Below are 16,987 nucleotides of genomic sequence, written 5' to 3' on the forward strand. Positions count from 1 at the left end.
ACGTGACCTACGTCGTCAACCGCAACATCAACTTCACCAACGTCTGTTACGTCGGCTGCCGGTTCTGCGCATTCGCGCAGCGGCGCACCGACGCCGACGCCTACTCGCTGTCCCTCGACGAGGTCGCCGACCGCGCCCAGGAGGCCTGGGAGCTCGGCGCCACCGAGGTCTGCATGCAGGGCGGCATCGACCCCGAGCTGCCCGCGACGGCGTACTTCGACCTGGCCTCCGCCGTGAAGCAGCGGGTGCCGGAGATGCACGTGCACGCCTTCTCCCCCATGGAGATCGTCAACGGCACCGCCCGCACCGGCCTCTCGATCGAGGACTTCCTGATCAAGGCCCGCGAAGCCGGCCTCGGCTCGCTGCCCGGCACCGCCGCCGAGATCCTCGACGACGAGGTCCGCTGGGTCCTCACCAAGGGCAAGCTCCCCACCCGCACCTGGGTCGAGATCGTCTCCACCGCCCACCGGGTGGGGCTGCCGACGACCTCGACGATGATGTACGGCCACGTCGACCACCCCCGCCACTGGGTCGGCCACCTCAAGGTGCTCGCCCGGATGCAGGACGCCGCCTTCGAGGCCGGCGCCGCGAGCTTCACCGAGTTCGTGCCGCTCCCGTTCGTCCACACCTCGGCGCCGATCTACCTCGCCGGCGTCGCCCGCCCCGGCCCGACGCTGCGCGACAACCTGGCCGTGCACGCCATGGCGCGGATCATGCTGCACGGCCGGATCCACAACATCCAGACGTCCTGGGTCAAGCTCGGCGTCGACGGCACCCGCGCCATGCTCCAATCGGGCGCCAACGACGTCGGTGGCACCCTGATGGAGGAGACGATCTCCCGGATGGCGGGCTCGGAGCACGGCTCCGCGAAGACCGTCGAGGAGCTCATCGAGATCGGAGCCGGCATCGGCCGGCCCGTCCGCGAACGCACCACGACCTACGCGCTGCGCTGACCTCGGACCCACACCAGAGAGTCCGTCGGAGGTCGCAGACGCCGACTGACCTGGCCTACGGATCCTGGTCGTAGGGTCCATCCGGCCAGTCAAGCGTCCGCGGTGATGCCCCGCGGTCCATTGCCTCCGCAGCCAGGAAGTACATCAGCGAGTTAGCCGCCCGCTGAGCCGCGCGTGCAGTCTCCAGAGCCGCCGCCACCTCCATGAAAGACCAAGCGCCGGCGGTCGCTCCCTTATCTGCGCTGGCCTCGGTTGGCAGCCACGACTGAAGTCTCCCCAGTGCCGCGCTCAACGCTCTCATCGCCTCGACTGCGGCCTCGAGGTTGGACATTTCGTTGTCCGAAAGTTCTCGCCATCAAGGTCGCCTCACCTTCCGCAGAGCCTGAGCACAACGAATCAACGACCACGCCTCAAGCGAGCCGCACCAGCCGGAGCGGCCAGATACCGGCGAGCCTCTGGGACGCCCGATCTGCGGGCGCCGCCGTTCGTTCCGGCAACATGCTGAGGCTCTTCATGACGACAAGACCGCCGCAACCATATCGTCCGCGCACAGGACCCTCCCGATGCTCGCACCTTGATGCGCCCGTGACACCTTGCGCATCACTGTAATCGCAGATATGGTCTTATGCAGTTATTGAGGAGTAACATGACTTATGTCATCACTGGCGCCTGTATCGACGTCATCGACCGAGCCTGCGTTGACGAGTGCCCCGTCGACTGCATCTACGAAGGCGCACGCAAGCTGTACGTGCATCCCGACGAGTGCATCGACTGTGGCGCGTGCGAGCCGGTATGCCCGGTCGAAGCGATCCTGAGCGAGGACGACGTACCGGACGACCAGACCGCTCACATCGAGGACAACGCGTTGTTCTTTGCCACTGCGCTCGCAGGCAGAGCTAAGCCCTTGTTGAGTCCCGGCGGTGCGACATCGATCGGACCGATCGGGGTCGACACGACGATGGTGCTAGCCACTCCTACTCCCTGATCACCGACAGACGACGACGCAGAACGAGGAGCGATTATGCGTGACGCCGTGATTGTAGAAGCGGTTCGAACGCCGATCGGCAGGCGTGGGGTGGTCTGAGCGGAGGCCACCCTGCCGACCTCTCTGCCCTGGTGCTGGGCGAATTGGCCACCAGGGCAGGTCTGGATCCGGCCGACGTCGAGGATGTCGTGTGGGGATGCGTCTCCCAGGTGAGCGAGCAGACATTCGACATTGCGCGCACCGCCGTGTTGTCAGCGGGATGGCCTGAGACGGCTCCGGGGACTACCGTCGATCAACAAGTGCGGCTCCTCGCAGCAGGCCGTGCACTTCGCTGCGGCTGGCCTCATCGCTGGCCAGTACGACGTGGTCGTCGCCGGCGGGGTTGAGTCCATGAATCGGGTGCCGATGGGATCGGCCAACACCCCCGGGCTCGCCGTTCGGGCCGAGTTACCGAGCCCGGCACGGTCCCGAGGACCCGAACCAGGGGGTCGGGGTCATCGCGGCCATCGGCGGCGGCGACATGCCGGTGGTCGTCTCGATGCTCAACAGCTACTCCGGCTGGGCCGCCGCGGCGCGGGCTTCCTGCTCGACAACGACCTGCTGATCATCACCGGTTCCCTGGTCGGCGAGCACCGAGATCCAGGCCGACGCGACCGCCGACCTCCTGGCCAATGCCTCGACCGTCGTGATCACGCCCGGCTACGGGATGGCCGTCGCGCAGGCGCGGTACCCTGTCGCCGAACTGACGGCCAGGCTCCGCGCCCGCGGCGTCAACGTCGCTTCGGCATCCCCCCGGTCGCCGGCCGCCTGCCCGGGCACATGAACGTGCTCCTCACGGAGGCCAAGGTCCCCTACGACATCGTCCTGGAGATGGACGAGAGCAACGGCGACTTCCCCACCACCGACGTCGTCCTGGTCATCGGCGCCAACGACACCGTCAACCCCGCCGCCCTCGACGAGCCCGGCTCCCCATCGCCGGCATGCCGGTCCTCGAGGTATGGAACGCCCACGACGTCATCGTCTTCAAGCGCTCCACGGGCCTCACCGCGCAGGGATCACGAGAGCGGGCTCCTGCATCAACGTGGGTTCAGTATCAGAGCTCATCGGCGGGCCGGCCATGTAGTGCCGCCTGGCGCGCGAACCGCTCCGCGACGGCAGGGACCTGAGCGAGCTTGACGGGGTATCCCGGGCCCATGACCATCTGAGTGTCTGCGGAGGTGAGCGGCTCAGCGCAATGAGCACAGACGATCTCGGCCCGAGTCTCATGACCACAGGCGTGTCGATACCGGATCGGCGGGCCGGACTCACTCGCCAAATGCTCGTCACCCCACTGTGCCATCGCCATCAGCACGGGGAAGAAGTCCTTCCCCTTCGTCGTCAGGACATACTCATACCGAACCGGCTCGCTCTGATATTGCTTCTTCTCCAGCAGTCCCTGGTCGACCAAGCGGCGCAGCCTATCCGAGAGCGTCTGCCGGGCCAACCCGAGAGCCTGGTGGAACTCCTCGAATCGGCTGCAGCCGTAGAAGGCCTCCTGGAGGACCAACGGTGTCCACCAGTCGCCCATGACATCCATCGTCCGCGCCACCGGACACGGCAGCTGTCCCAGTGAGGTTCGACGCACTCCATCACCCTACTCTCGGACCGAGGCTGGCCGACCGGCGTGTACCACGACTCCCATCGACAGCTACCTCTTCCCAGCCAAGGTGAGAACGACCTCGGAGGCCGCCTCGTTCTCGCTCACCTCGGCAGGAGTCGCAGCTTCAAGCCGCACAGGCATGTCCTTGTGGTGAGGCGTCCCCGCTATCGGGTCGCGATCGAGAGCATCTGTGATCAGGTTGATACGTGGCCCATTGAGCACCCGGCCGCCGTGCCCGTCGGAGACGACCATCCCGAAGCCATGGGGCAGTGCGACCTGACCAGACCTCAGGCTGTCGTCGATCTCCGCCCGGGCCACCAGCCGTCCGATCCGGGTAACCACGGCAACCCATCCCCCCGGCTCGACACCCACGCAGGCGAGGTCATCGGTACGGATCCGCAGCGCCCCCTCTGGATCCGTCTTGCGCCAAGCCGGTGGGCGCAAGATCTGGTTGGCGTTATGACTGCGCCGCTGCCCGTTGATCAGGGAGAACGGGTACTCGAGATCGTCTCGGCGGTCACTGTCCGCGTCGAGCCGCCCAATCCACTCGAGCATCTCCGGCACCACCAGGTGGACCCGATCATGGCGCACCAGCTCCCAGATCTCCTGGTACTCGTGCTGGCTGAAGGCTGCGCCGCTCGCGCTCTCCAGAATCGTATCGAACAGCAGCTCGCCGAGAACCGGACCCTCGACAGACGTATTCAGGGCACGCTGGATGGGCCGAGGCATCGTCATTGCGGCGCGGTGGCACCCGGCCCACACTGGGGCGACAGCGGCCGACCCGTCAGGCAAGACCTTGCCCACGGTGCGATAGAGCAGGACCGGTGCGACCGCGGCCAGGTCCGGGTCGGCGCGCATCATGGCGCCCAGTCGGGGCAGAGCCGCCGCACGGTCGTGTTCGGCGACCTCGACGATCTCCGCGAGCTCCTCGTCGGCGGGCATGGCACCTAGCGCCTCGAACAGGCGCGCATAGATCTCCGGCTCCGGCAAGGAGTCCCCGAGGGGCTCGAGAAGTGGCCGCCGGATGTGGAAGTAGTTGGTCGGCCACTCCCAATTGAACAGGGTGAACTCATACTTCTCGATCTGCGTCGCCGCAGGGAGCACGTAGTCGGCCAGGGCCGCTGACTCCGTGAACGCGACGTCGACCACGACTGACAGTTCGGTGTCGAGGATTGCTTGTTCCACGGCAACGGTGTCCGTGTAGGTGTTGGCGGGATTCGACGACTCGATCCACAACGCACGGATCCGGTTCGGGTGATCGGTGACGATCTCCTCCACCAGGGTGTTGGTCGGCAGCAGCCCGGCGATGTACTCAAAGCCGGTGATCTCCGATCGTTCGCCCTGGGAGTTGACCCAGAGCGGTACCAGCCAGGAGTGCAAACCATTGGTGCCGGGTCGCCCGAAGTTGCCGGTCAGCAGGAACAGCAGCTTCTCGAGGTAGCTGTTCAGGGTCGAGTTGCGACCCTGCTGGATGCCGAGCTCTGCTCGCACCACCATGCGCTGGGAGGCGAGGATGAGGTCGACGGCGCGGTCCACGTCCTCCCGCTCGACCTCGGCGTGATGGATCCACTCGTCGACGGGCACCGCCCGCAGTACCGCCGCCACCGTCTCGAAGCCGGTGGTGTGCTCGGCGAGGAAGGCGTCGTCTTGGCCCCCGCGTTCTAAGACCAGGGCCAGGATGGCGCTGAGCAGGTAGGCGTCGGTGCCCGGGCGCAGGGCCAGGTGAACATCGGCAATCGCGGCCGTCTCGGTACGCCGCGGGTCGAGTACGAGCAGCTTGCGATCGGGATTGGTCTTGATCTGGTTGAGCGTGTTCCGCGCCCGGTTGAAGCCGTGCGCGAGCCACGGGTTGCAGCCGAGCACGACCAACAGGTCGCTATCCTCGATGTCCTCGGCCGTGTGGCAGGTCTGCGCGCCGAACATGTGTCCGTTCACCCAGAAGTCGCCGGTCTTCTCCTGAGACAGCGCGTTGAAGGACCTGGTCGAGCGCATCCACCGCATCAGCGCCGTCCCGTACCCGCCGCCGGAGTGGTTTCCCTGGCCACCGCCCCCGACGTAGGCGAAGGAGCCCGGTCGTCCCGCGGCGGCGTCCGCCTCACGGATCGCGATCAGACGCTCGGCGATCTCCGTGAGTGCCGTGTCCCATTCGATCTCGACGTAGGTGCCGTCGGGCTGACGCCGTAGCGGCATCCGGAGGCGGTCCGCGTGGTCGCCGTACCACGTGAGTCGCTGCGCCTTCTGGCAGGCGTAGCCCTCGGACTTGGGGTGACTCTTGTCGCCGCGAATCTTGGTCAGCGCTCGCCCATCGATCTGCACCTCCAGACCGCAGTTCATGTAGCAGAGTCCGCAGGCGGTCTTGTGCCACTCAGGACCATCCTTCGCGCCCGGCGCTGCCACGAGCCCATCGGTGGGTCCAGCCATGCCTATCTCCATGATGCACTCCCGCTCTTGAGCCCGGCCTGCGCCGGGACGCGAGTCAGTCTAATAGGAAGATTGGCTTGTGGCCAGGTCGGTCTGGCTAATAGACTTACTCCTGGCGGGCACCTCGAACGTGGCCGCGATACCCAGCTGGAGCGTCTGGCCGGACCGAGCCATGAGGAGCCACCATCGCGATGAAGCTAGCCAAGGAGATCGACCGAGTTGTCATCCGCATAGCCGGTGACAGCGGTGACGGGATGCAGCTCACGGGCGAGCGGTTCACCCAGGAGACCGCGAGCTTTGGTAACGATCTGTCGACCCTGCCGAACTTCCCGGCCGAGATCCGGGCGCCCCAGGGCACCTTGGCGGGCGTTTCGTCCTTTCAGTTGCACTTCGCCGATCACGACATCCTCACTCCGGGCGATCGGCCCGACGTTCTGGTGGCGATGAATCCGGCGGCACTCCGCGCCAACCTGGGCGATCTGCACGCGGGGGCGATCCTCATCGTGGACACGCACGACTTCAGCAAGCGCGCGCTGACGCGGGTCGGTTGGGAGTCGAATCCGATCGAGGACGGCTCGCTCGAATCGTTCGCCGTCCACGCGGTCGACATGACCCAGTTGACCCTGGACGCCGTGGCGGGCAGCGGGCTCAGCCGGAAGGACGCCGCACGGTGCAAGAACATGTTCGCGCTGGGACTGCTCTCCTGGATGTACTCGCGACCGACCGAGGGGACACTCGACTTCGTACGTGCGAAGTTCGCCAGGCGGCCCGAGATCGCGGAGGCCAACATCGCCGCCTTCAAGTCGGGGTGGAACTTCGGCGAGACGACCGAGGCGTTCGGGCACTCCTATCAGGTCAAGCCCGCGGTCGTGCCGTCCGGGACGTACCGCAACATTTCGGGCAATCTGGCGCTGGCCTATGGTCTGCTCGCGGCGTCTCAACGATCCGGTCTACCGCTCTACCTGGGCGCGTACCCGATTACCCCGGCCTCGGACATTCTTCACGAGTTGAGCAAGCACAAGGGCTTCGGCGTGCGCACCTTCCAGGCCGAGGACGAGATCGCGGGTGTCGGTGCCGCGCTCGGCGCGGCTTTCGGAGGGGCGCTCGGAGTCACGGTCTCGTCCGGGCCTGGCATCTCGTTGAAGAGCGAGACCATCGGGCTCGCAGTTTCCCTCGAGACGCCGCTGGTGATCTGCGACGTCCAGCGGGGCGGACCGTCGACGGGCATGCCCACCAAGACCGAGCAGTCTGACCTGCTGCAGGTGATGTACGGACGCAACGGCGAGTCGCCGCTTCCGGTCATCGCAGCTCAGTCCCCCGGTGACTGCTTCAACGCCGCGATCGAGGCGGCGCGAATCGCGGTGACGTACCGAACCCCTGTCTTTCTGCTGTCCGACGGCTACATCGCCAACGGATCCGAGCCATGGGCGGTGCCGCGAATTGAGGATCTGCCGACGATCGACCCCGACTTCGCCACCAGCCCGAACGGACCCGACGGGGAGTTCCTGCCGTACCTGCGTGACCCTGTCACGCTCGCCCGTCCTTGGGCGGTGCCCGGCACGCCCGGTCTGGAGCACCGAGTCGGCGGTATCGAGAAGGCCGACCGGACAGGCGTCATCAGCTACGACCCAGACAACCACGACTTCATGACGCGCACGCGACAGGCCAAGGTGGACGCGGTGGCCGCGTCGATCCCCGACCTCGAGGTCGAGGATCCGGGTCACGACGCACGGGTTCTAGTCCTGGGCTGGGGCTCCACCTACGGCCCGATCGGGGCGGCCTGCCGGCGGTTGCGCAAGTCCGGCACCCCGGTCGCCCAGGCCCACTTGCGACACCTCAATCCGTTTCCTCGCAACGTGGGCGCCCTCCTGGGTCGTTACGAGCGTGTCATCGTCCCGGAGATGAACCTGGGGCAGCTCTCAGTGCTCATCCGGGCCAAGCACGACGTCGATCTCGTGTCCATCACCCAGGTTCGCGGCCTGCCGTTCCAGGCCGCCCACCTCGCCACCCAACTGCAGGAAGTGATCAGCCAGTGACCGCCGTTCCGATCGAGCTCGGGCTCAAGCCCAAGGACTTCAAATCCGACCAGGAGGTCCGTTGGTGCCCCGGGTGCGGGGACTACGCGATCCTCGCCGCGGTGCAGGGTTTCATGCCCGAGCTGCAGATCCCTCGTGAGGACATCGTCTTCATCTCTGGGATCGGGTGCTCCTCACGATTCCCCTACTACATGAACACCTACGGCATGCACTCGATCCATGGCCGTGCGCCCGCGATCGCGACAGGACTCTCCACCTCGCGCACCGACCTGTCGGTGTGGGTGGTGACGGGAGACGGCGACGCCCTCTCCATCGGCGGCAACCACCTCATGCACGCTCTTCGCCGCAACGTGAACTTCACCATTCTGCTGTTCAACAACCAGATCTACGGTCTCACCAAGGGCCAGTACTCGCCCACGTCCGAGCAGGGCAAGGTCACGAAGTCGTCGCCGATGGGTTCCCTGGACGCCCCGTTCAACCCTGTCTCGGTGGCCCTGGGAGCAGAGGCGACCTTCGTCGCGCGCACGCTCGACTCGGACCGTGGACACCTCCAGTTCGTGCTGCGCGCAGCCGCCGAGCACGAGGGCACCGCACTGATCGAGATCTATCAGAACTGCAACATCTTCAACGATGGAGCCTTCGACGTGCTCAAGGACCCGGCCACGCGTAACGACGAGATGCTCATGATGGAGCACGGAAGGCCGCTTCGTTTTGGATCCGAAGGCGGGCGCGCGGTCATCCGCGACCCGGCAGGCCGGCTGCTCGTTGCTGACGACGTCGCGGCGGATGACCCACGGGTCGTCGTCCACGACGCCCTCACGGACGATGTGGCCTACGCGTTCGCACTGAGCAGGTTGACCCGTCAGTCGCCTGGGTGCACGCCCATGGGCGTCTTCCGCAGTGTCGAGCGCCCTTCCTACGACGCCCTCATGTCCGCCCAGCTTGCGGACTCGGTGCTCCAGGGGCCTCCCGACGCGGAGCTCCAAGCGCTCATCGAGGGCGCAGACACCTGGACCGTGTGACGGTCCAGATCGTGCAGCGCCCCCGCTGCGATTGGACGCCGGCCCCGCGACCCCGTCGTAGACCTGCGCCGTCATGTCCGGAGCCTCCCTTGGCGCGCCCAGCTGGGAAGATGGGTAAAGGCTCCAAGCGGCCCCTGTCGTCGACGTCTCGGCCGTCGGTGACCCGGCATGACACGCGGCGGGTCTGACGCTTCAAGACCTCTTCACACCTCCGGGTCGATGCCTCACGCGGCCATGAACATCGCATGCACCCCACTCGCGCGGTCGACGGCATCGCAGGTGAAGACACGAATGGAGCCCCGGGTCACATCGACCCAGGACCCCACGCAGGTTCGCCGCGCCGGCTACCCCTGCGGCATCGGATAGTCCGCCGCGAGGTCACTGGTCTCCGCCTCGCGCACCAGCTTCAGCCCACCGAGCGGGTTGTCCTCGGGCCGTGCGATCAGGACCGACCGCGTGGGAGGCTCGCTCGGGTCGCTGAAGTCCAGTGGCGGCATGATGCCGCCGGTGTCCAGTTCGGTGATCTCGGGGTAGGCGGCCAGGACGCCCTCACGTGTCAGGTCGCCGTTCTCGCACGCCTTCTCGAGGATCGCCGAGTAGGCGGAGGCCGCGGCATAGGACCAGGGGATGACGGCGATGGGCTCGTCCTTGTACTTCGCTGCATACTCCTCTCGGACCTTCTCGGCCCCAGGCACGTCGGCGTTGAACAGCTGGTAGGACTGCGCGACGTAGTAGTGCTCCTTCAGCGCATCGCCCGCGGCCGTCCCCAGGAGCTGCGGCGCCCACGACGGGTTGCTGCCAAGCAGCGGGACCTTCAGTCCGCTGGCATCGTCCGCAGCGGCGGCCGACGCGGTCTGGCCGGGGGTGGTCGAGAGCAGGATGGCCTTGACCCCCTTGTTCTTCAGCGTTGTCACCTGGCTCGTGACGTCGGTGGCGGTCGGGGGCACTTCCTGCCCGACGAGCGTCAGTCCGAGCTGGTCGGCGGCGTAGGTGCTGCCGGCAAGCGCGTTCTCGCCTAGCTCGCCCTGGAGGTAGATGTGACCGATTGTGTCACCTTCCTTGATCAAGCCCTCGTCCATCATCCAGGAGATGCCGTTGATCATCTCGAGGTCGAAGGTCGCTCCGACGATCAGACCGTTCTTCCTGCCGAGCAGACTGGAGGCCCAGGACCCGGGCATCACGAAGATGTCGTCCTCCTCCATCTTGGGGCCCAGCGCGGCCATCTGCGGCGACCCCAGGATCATCTGGAAGCCGAGCACGTCGGCTTCCATCTCCGAGTACAGCGAGATCGACTTGGGCAGGTCATAGCCCGAGTCCCGCACGTCGAGCTTCACCTCACGACCGCAGATGCCGCCGTCCGTGTTGAGCTCGTCGAACCAGATCTGTGCGCCCTGGTTGAGGGCGTTGCCCACCGTGGCGAAGGGCCCCGAGAGATCCGTGATCACGCCCAGATCGATGGTCGACTTCGTAACCCCCGGTCCCATCTTGACACCGTCGGCACTCTCGGCGCCCGGCCCGTCGTCCTTCTTGGTGCTACAGGCAGTGACCGACGCCGCGATAGCGAACGCGGAGAGTGCCACGACGAAGGTTCGGGAACGGCGGATACGCACCGATTTGCTGAAGCTGGCTTGCATGTTTGCCTCCATTTGCGACGACCGGCATGGGTTCATGCCGGCAGGTGGGGCCGCTCCGAGGATTGCGGCTCGAGCTGTGCGCCGTCGGATGCCGGCGCCGATCGGGGTGCAGCCCGGCCACGGACGGAGGCGAACACTCCGGCCAGGCCTCGTGGGATGAACAGAATGACGGCCACCACGAGCAGGCCGTATAGGTACTCGGAGAACTGGACGGCGCTCACGCCGTCGCCTCCTGGCTGGGACAGGAACGGGAGGCTCGTGGCGTAGTGGTTAAGCACCTCGGGCAGGGCCACGACGAAGAAGGCCCCGGCGACGGATCCCGGCAGCGAGCCGAGGCCACCGATGACGACCATGATCAAGTAGGAGATCGAGAGCGCGAGCCCGAAGTAGTCGGGGACGGCCCGCCCCAATGCCAGCACGATGAGGACGCCTGCCGCACCCGCGTAGATCGAGGACAGCACGAAGGCCGAGGCCTTGTAGTGGCGTACGTCGATGCCCATGCTCGAGGCCGCGACCTCGTTGTCCCTGACGAGCTGCATCGCACGCCCGGTCCTTCCAGCCACGATGTTGCGGGCGAAGACATAGGCGACCAGCAGGATCGCCGCCCCCAGATACCAGAGTCGCTCCTCCCTGCCGAACGGCACACCGAGCACCATCAGGACCGGGTCGGTCTCGGCGAAGGTGAAGCCGAACAGGCTCAGGGTGGGCACGTCGCGTCCGTAGAAACCGCCGGTGACAGACTCATAGTTGTGCAGGACGTGCTGGCCGATGAAGATCAGAGCCAACGAGGCGACCCCCAGGTAGATGCCGCGCAGTCGACCTGAGATGGGGCTGAAGAGCAGTCCGGCGAAGCCGGCGACTCCCACCGCCAGGATCGCGGCGAGCCAGGACGGCAGGCCCGCGCCGACCAGGGCGCCGCTGATGCCTTCCTCGCTCCCCCCAGCCAGGAACACGTAGGCGTAGGCGCCCACGGCGAGGAAGAAGCCGTGCGCCAACGACAGGAGGCCCGCGATGCCGGTGAGAAGGTTCAGTCCCAGGGTGCCGACCGCAGCAGCGAAGCAGAAGAAGCCCAGTTGCAACCAGAACTGGTCCAGGTAGAGGGGCGCGATGAGCACCACCACGACAGACGCGGACACCAGCAGCCTCGTCGCCCACTGTCGCGAGGCGGTCAAGTTCTCAGACACGGGTCATCTCCCGGGTGCCGTAGAGGCCGGAGGGACGCCAGAGCAGGATCATGATCATCACGACGTAACCCGAGACCTCGGAGAGGGGGGATCCGAGGAAGGAGACCTGGTCGTTGTAGCCCCCACTGAGCGACTGGACCACACCGACGATGAGCCCGCCCACCACGGCTCCACCTGGCGAGTCCAGCCCGCCGATCACCGCAGCCGGGAAGGCATTGAGCGCCGTGACGTTCGCAGTGCTGGTGAGGCCCGGGCTCGGGGCGGTGCCCATGAAGACGCCGGCTACCGCTGCCAGCCCGCCCGCAAGTGCCCAGGAGGTGGCGGCCACGCGATGCCGGTTGATCCCCATCAGGGCGGCAGCCTCGGGATCCTCGGCGGTGGCGCGGACCGCGATGCCCCAAGAGGTGTACTTGAGGAGGGCGAAGAAGGCCACCGCGATCACGGCGCAGACGACCATGGCCGCGAGGCGGGCCTGGGGGACGACGAACGGCCCGATCGCCGTCGTGCGGTTGCCCCAGGGGTCCGCGAAGGACAGGACCTCGCTCCCGATCCGCCGGCTGAGCTCTGTGGCTAAGGCGATGTCGATGCCGAGCGTCAGGATCGCCAGCGAGATGTGCTCGTGGGTCGAGGCGCGCCGGACCAGGAAGACCTCGATCGCACCCGCTACTGCGGCCGCGACGGCGACCCCGGCTAGGACCGCGCCATAGAAACCGAGCCTTTCCTGCAGCTGTACGACGACGTAAGCGCCTAGGAGCAGTGTCGAGCCCTGGGCGAAGTTGAGGACCTGTGTGGCCTTGAAGATCACTGTGAAGCCAATGGCGATCAGGGCGTAGATGAGGCCAATGGACACCCCATTGATCAAGAGTTCCACGAAGTAGGTCATGGGGTGCTCCCGGTCGTCGAAGAGGTAAGGGGGGCGGAGGACTGGTCGCCGGATGTCGCTCCGGCGGCAGTCCCGAGGTATGCGCTCAGCACCGCGGGGTCTTGCTGGACGTGTGCCGGCGTGCCCTCGGCGATGAGGCGCCCGAAATCGAGCACGGTCACGCGGTCCGCGATACTCATCACCAGCCCCATGTCGTGCTCGACCAGCAGAACCGAGACGCCGAGCTGGTCGCGGATGTCCAGGATCTGTCGTGCCATGTGGCGGCTCTCGCTGGCATTGAGCCCCGCGACGGGCTCATCGAGGAGCAGAACCGACGGCTCGATGCACAGCGCGCGAGCGAGCTCGACCCGCTTCTGGTCGCCGTAAGAAAGCGTCCCGGTTGGTTGCGACAGCAGGTGCGTCACCCCGACGAACTCGGCGATCTCTCGGACCCGCTCCAGATGTCGCCGTTGCTCTCGTCGGGCGCCAGGTAACCCCAGCCCGGTCGCGACAAAGCCGGCTCGCGTGAGTCGGTGACGCGCGAGCATGAGGTTGTCGCGGACGCTCAGACGCTCGGCCAGGGCGATGTTCTGGAACGTGCGGCCCACTCCGAGCTTGGCCACCTCATGCGGCCTGCAGTCGGTCAGCATCTCGTCGCCGAGCCTCACCGTTCCGGCGGTGGGCCGATAGACACCGGTGAGGACGTTGAAGCAGGTGGATTTGCCTGCCCCGTTGGGCCCGATCAAGGCGTGGATGGTTCCCGGAATCACCTCGAAGCTCACGTCGCTGACGGCCGTCACGCCCCCGAACGTCTTGGTGATGCCCTCGGCGGAGAGCTTCCGGGGCTGGTGCGTGAGGGGTGGTGTCGTCATCAGGAGGCCTTCCTGCTTCGCGTGCGCGCCGCGGCGGTGAAGTCCCAGGGGGCCAGCACCGGCCGCGGCCCGTCTGCGACCTCATCCCCGAGCGGGGCGCCGTCGCCCAGGTAGAGCTGCCGAATCGCGGGACTGTTGCGCAGTTCGCTCGCGGGACCGGAGAGCACGACCCGACCAAGTTCGAGGACATAGGCATGGGTAGCAACTCCGAGAGCGACCTCCGCGTTCTGCTCCACCAGTAGTACCGATGTGCCCTGACGGTTGATCTCGGTGATGACGTGGGCGATCTGCTCCACCACGAGCGGAGCCAGACCCAGCGACGGCTCGTCGAGCAGCAGCACGCGCGGGGAGGCCATGAGGGCGCGGCCGATGGCCAGCATCTGCTGCTCGCCTCCCGACATCAAGCCAGCGCGCTGGTGTCTCCGGTCGGCCAGGATCGGGAACAGATCGAAGACCCGTGCGCGAGCCTCGGCTGCGCTACGACGATCCCGCGTGCGGATCCCCCCCACCCGAAGGTTCTCCTCCACGGTGAGCCTGCTGAAGATGCGCCGTCCCTCGGGCACCTGGATGACGCCGTGGGCGACGATCTTGCGCGGGTTGAGGCCCCCGATCGGCGTCTCGCCCACGAACACCTGCCCCCCGGTGATTTCGCCGCCGTGAAGCCGGTGCGTGCCGGACATGACGCGCAGCAGCGTGGTCTTCCCCGCTCCGTTGTTGCCCAGGACCGCGACGACCGCCCCCTCGGGGATCTCCAGCGCAGCCCGGTCGAGCGCACTCACAGCACGGCCGTAGCGTGCGCTCACATCGGCGACCTTCAGTGCGAGGGGCGAGGCGGACACAGTGCTCCCGTTCATGCGTGCGGTGAGGGCCGAGTCGAGGCGAACCGCGTCTCGATCTGCTCTTTCACCTGTGACGTCGGTTACTGTTACTGATTGAACAGTAAGTGAAAGGGGTCACAGCGATCCTGTCAAGTGCAGATATCGAACTTAGGAGTGATGTGGATCCGACCGAAATCCGTCAGCGCGGGGAGGCGGTGCTGTCCGCTCATCGCTTCTGGCCGCGTGACGCACCTGGAACTCGCCGCAACATCGTCGACGCGGCATTGGCCACGTTCGCGTCGCGAGGCTTCCACGGATCGACATTGAAGGACATCTCGAACGGGTCGGGCCTCAGTACGGCCGCCCTCTACGTGCACTTCGCGTCCAAGGAGGACCTTCTTTTCGAGATCAGCCGGCATGGACACGCGGTGGCCCTGGCGATCCTGGAGGGCGCGGTCGCCGAGGCAACCAGCGCAGCCGCCGAACTGGACCTGATGGTCTACTGCTTCACTCGATGGCATGCCGAGCAGAAGACCCTCGCCTACGTCGTCCAGCGCGAGTGGATGGGGCTCAACACTGACCACCACGAGGCAGTCCGCGCGCTGCGCAGCCGAATTCAGGCCTGCGTTCGGTCGGTACTGACGCGAGGGGCCAGCACGGGCGAACTCGACGTGCCGGACGTGCGCAGCGCCTCTGCCGCCGTACTGTCCCTCTGTATCGATATCGCCCGCTGGTACGAACCCGATGGGCCGTACACCCCCGACGCAATAGGTCAGATCTACATGGATTTCGCTCGCCGCCTCTTCGGTGTCGATCGGGCCGGACCGGTGCCCAGCGGTAGCGAGCACTTCGGCGTTGACCAGCCGTCCTTGCCTGCGCCCACAGTTAACTCATAAGGCAGTAGGCTCGCGCAGGATGGTTCACACGACGACGGCCCGGGAGGCAAAGTGTCGCTGAGAAATGCACTACTCGGGGTGCTCTCGCTGCGCGAGATGTCGGGCTATGACATCAAGCGAAGCTTCGATCATGCCGTGCACTTCGTCTGGAACGCGGCCGACAGCCAGATCTATCGTGAGCTGCGCGACATGGAGAAGCATGAACTCATCGTCTCTCACCTCGTCCAGCAGGATGGCAAGCCCAACAAGCGCGTGTACCGAGTCACCGAGCACGGGCTCGCGACGCTGGACGAATGGCTGCGCTCACCGGCTGAGGCCCCCTTCGACAAGGAGCCCTTTCTGATGCGGTTGTTCTTCATGGGCCGCATCGATCGAGACGATGCGATCCGGGTGCTCTCTGAGCGCCGAGACGAGATCCGGGCACTCCTCGCAGTGGCATCCGACCGGCTCGAGATGTACTCGGACCTATCGCGCACCGAGCACCCCGAGATGCTGTGGTGGCAGGTTCGGCTGATCAAGGGATTCGAACACACCCAGACCGCGCAATTGGAGTGGATCGACTCGTTGCTCGACGAGCTTCGCACCCAGGTCGAAAGAGATCACGGCACCGAGGTGCCGGGTCTCATGTCCGAGGACTGATCTTCCGCTCGTCAGGCGTCCCCACCGGAGATGGCTGATCGGATATCCCGTCATCCGTGACTGGAACGGGACGAGCTACCTCGTGGGTCGACGCCGAAGGGCGGCAACTTGTGCTGCCACTTGATCCAGTTAAAGCACGACCGGCAGGAGCGACAGAAGAACAGCACCTCAGACGCGGAGCTTCCCGTCAGTGACTCGACTTCGGTCTCGCCGCTGCCGCAGGCAGGGCAGGTCACCGCGGCGAAGTCCAGATCATCGCCGTACACCTCCCGATCACGGGGTCGCTGTTTCAATGTGCGTACACCGGGTCCTTGAACCTGATGATCTCGAAGAGGCCGTCCGGTAGATCACTTCTCCGACGGCGCGAACTGTCCCATTCCCCGCGGTCGAGAGGCTGCGAAAGGTCGGGCAGTTGCAACCCTACCCGCTCGAGGTCCTGAGCGACGTTGCGAAGGAAGCGCTGGGTTCGAGAGCGCTCCGAGGTGCTCGCTTCCGCCACGTCTGCGGTGTCGCCGTCCGGGTGACCGAACCAGTCGACGGCCAGCGGAAGGCGTCTGGCCAGGGCCTCCATCAGCCGCTCACTGCTCTCGTCCTCGGACCGGATGACCTGGAACCAGCCTGTGGCGTACTTGAGGTGGAAGTAGGCCTCCTCCCCCACCTTGCGGGCGATGGCGGAGACGGCCCGGTCCGGATCGTCCAGCAGCGACGACATCATCGCCCAAGTCGCCTGCTCGCTGAGGTAGGCCGTCAGGACCAAGTCCTCCCAGTTCTGGGGAGGAACGTCGAGAAGTTCCATCGAGGAGATCGCGTCAGGTCCCCGACCGCGCTCCATCTGAGCGTACGCATCGCGCCCCGGCGACAGGTGCTGGTAAATCGCTCGCGTCTGCCCGTAGGAGGCGGTGCACATGCCGAGCATGGCCGCGAAGTCTGGCAGCGAGCGTCCGTTCATGACGCACTCGGCGAACCAGTTTCCAAGCACCAGCTTGGTGTCGGCCACGCACAAGAGATCGTCGTTCGCACTGAAGG

The 16,987-nt window shown here is 66.2% G+C and carries 15 protein-coding genes and 2 pseudogenes; 8 read left to right on the plus strand and 9 right to left on the minus strand.

Features of this window, described 5'->3' with window-relative positions:
* The 4 genes and pseudogenes from cofH to ABEA33_RS21580 form a co-directional block, all read left to right on the plus strand.
* Positions 1-953: 5-amino-6-(D-ribitylamino)uracil--L-tyrosine 4-hydroxyphenyl transferase CofH (gene cofH, locus ABEA33_RS21565; protein ID WP_345529099.1), on the plus strand; the 953-nt coding region annotated here is incomplete at its 5' end.
* 646 nt (positions 954-1,599) lie between these two features.
* On the plus strand, positions 1,600-1,938 hold the full coding sequence (fdxA, locus tag ABEA33_RS21570; RefSeq protein ID WP_345529100.1) for a ferredoxin: 339 nt from the start codon (positions 1,600-1,602) through the stop codon (positions 1,936-1,938).
* A 131-nt stretch (positions 1,939-2,069) separates the two neighbouring features.
* Positions 2,070-2,174 (plus strand): annotated as a pseudogene (locus ABEA33_RS21575) (hypothetical protein); the annotation flags it as partial.
* Positions 2,175-2,422: 248 nt separating this feature from the next.
* Positions 2,423-2,972, plus strand: a pseudogene (locus ABEA33_RS21580) (NAD(P)(+) transhydrogenase (Re/Si-specific) subunit beta); the annotation flags it as partial.
* A 59-nt stretch (positions 2,973-3,031) separates the two neighbouring features.
* Here the strand turns inward: ABEA33_RS21580 and ABEA33_RS21585 are convergent.
* Both ABEA33_RS21585 and ABEA33_RS21590 read right to left on the minus strand, forming a co-directional pair.
* Positions 3,032-3,505: a winged helix-turn-helix transcriptional regulator gene (locus ABEA33_RS21585; RefSeq protein ID WP_345529102.1), complete on the minus strand. Its 474-nt coding sequence runs from the start codon at positions 3,503-3,505 to the stop codon at positions 3,032-3,034.
* 120 nt (positions 3,506-3,625) lie between these two features.
* Entirely contained in the window at positions 3,626-6,010 is a 2,385-nt protein-coding gene (locus ABEA33_RS21590; protein WP_345529103.1) for a molybdopterin-dependent oxidoreductase, read from the minus strand.
* 179 nt (positions 6,011-6,189) lie between these two features.
* On the opposite strand from ABEA33_RS21590, the gene ABEA33_RS21595 reads away from it, so the two are divergent.
* Positions 6,190-8,034, plus strand: coding sequence for a 2-oxoacid:acceptor oxidoreductase subunit alpha (locus ABEA33_RS21595; RefSeq protein WP_345529104.1), 1,845 nt, complete (start codon positions 6,190-6,192; stop codon positions 8,032-8,034).
* Entirely contained in the window at positions 8,031-9,056 is a 1,026-nt protein-coding gene (locus ABEA33_RS21600) for a 2-oxoacid:ferredoxin oxidoreductase subunit beta (protein WP_345529105.1), read from the plus strand. The genes ABEA33_RS21595 and ABEA33_RS21600 overlap by 4 nt, the downstream gene beginning before the upstream one ends.
* A 344-nt stretch (positions 9,057-9,400) precedes the next feature.
* On the opposite strand, the gene ABEA33_RS21605 is transcribed toward ABEA33_RS21600, so the two are convergent.
* From ABEA33_RS21605 to ABEA33_RS21625, 5 genes are all read right to left on the minus strand, one after another.
* On the minus strand, positions 9,401-10,540 hold the full coding sequence (locus tag ABEA33_RS21605; protein WP_345529106.1) for an ABC transporter substrate-binding protein: 1,140 nt from the start codon (positions 10,538-10,540) through the stop codon (positions 9,401-9,403).
* 182 nt (positions 10,541-10,722) lie between these two features.
* A complete protein-coding gene (locus ABEA33_RS21610) occupies positions 10,723-11,874 on the minus strand; it encodes a branched-chain amino acid ABC transporter permease (RefSeq protein ID WP_345529107.1) in 1,152 nt (383 codons plus the stop codon).
* Positions 11,867-12,757, minus strand: coding sequence for a branched-chain amino acid ABC transporter permease (locus ABEA33_RS21615; RefSeq protein WP_345529108.1), 891 nt, complete (start codon positions 12,755-12,757; stop codon positions 11,867-11,869). The genes ABEA33_RS21610 and ABEA33_RS21615 overlap by 8 nt, the downstream gene beginning before the upstream one ends.
* Positions 12,754-13,608, minus strand: coding sequence for an ABC transporter ATP-binding protein (locus ABEA33_RS21620; RefSeq protein WP_345529109.1), 855 nt, complete (start codon positions 13,606-13,608; stop codon positions 12,754-12,756). Before ABEA33_RS21620 ends, ABEA33_RS21615 begins: the two co-directional genes overlap by 4 nt.
* Positions 13,608-14,387: an ABC transporter ATP-binding protein gene (locus ABEA33_RS21625; RefSeq protein WP_425577462.1), complete on the minus strand. Its 780-nt coding sequence runs from the start codon at positions 14,385-14,387 to the stop codon at positions 13,608-13,610. The genes ABEA33_RS21620 and ABEA33_RS21625 overlap by 1 nt, the downstream gene beginning before the upstream one ends.
* Positions 14,388-14,605: 218 nt before the next feature.
* Between ABEA33_RS21625 and ABEA33_RS21630 the strand changes: the two genes are divergently transcribed.
* Both ABEA33_RS21630 and ABEA33_RS21635 read left to right on the plus strand, forming a co-directional pair.
* Complete coding sequence (locus ABEA33_RS21630; protein ID WP_345529111.1) at positions 14,606-15,322, plus strand: TetR/AcrR family transcriptional regulator; 717 nt, start codon at positions 14,606-14,608, stop codon at positions 15,320-15,322.
* A gap of 78 nt (positions 15,323-15,400) precedes the next feature.
* Positions 15,401-15,961, plus strand: a complete 561-nt coding sequence (locus ABEA33_RS21635; RefSeq protein ID WP_345529112.1) for a PadR family transcriptional regulator — start codon at positions 15,401-15,403, stop codon at positions 15,959-15,961.
* Between the two features lie 50 nt (positions 15,962-16,011).
* Here the strand turns inward: ABEA33_RS21635 and ABEA33_RS27530 are convergent, their stop codons facing one another.
* Together ABEA33_RS27530 and ABEA33_RS21640 are read right to left on the minus strand one after the other, a co-directional pair.
* Entirely contained in the window at positions 16,012-16,227 is a 216-nt protein-coding gene (locus ABEA33_RS27530; protein ID WP_425577463.1) for a PaaD-like zinc ribbon domain-containing protein, read from the minus strand.
* Positions 16,228-16,250: 23 nt separating this feature from the next.
* Positions 16,251-16,958, minus strand: coding sequence for a Phenylacetic acid catabolic protein (locus ABEA33_RS21640; protein WP_345529113.1), 708 nt, complete (start codon positions 16,956-16,958; stop codon positions 16,251-16,253).
* Between the last annotated feature and the right edge of the window lie 29 nt (positions 16,959-16,987).

The sequence above is a fragment of the Nocardioides endophyticus genome, assembly GCF_039543845.1.
GTDB lineage: Bacteria > Actinomycetota > Actinomycetes > Propionibacteriales > Nocardioidaceae > Nocardioides > Nocardioides endophyticus.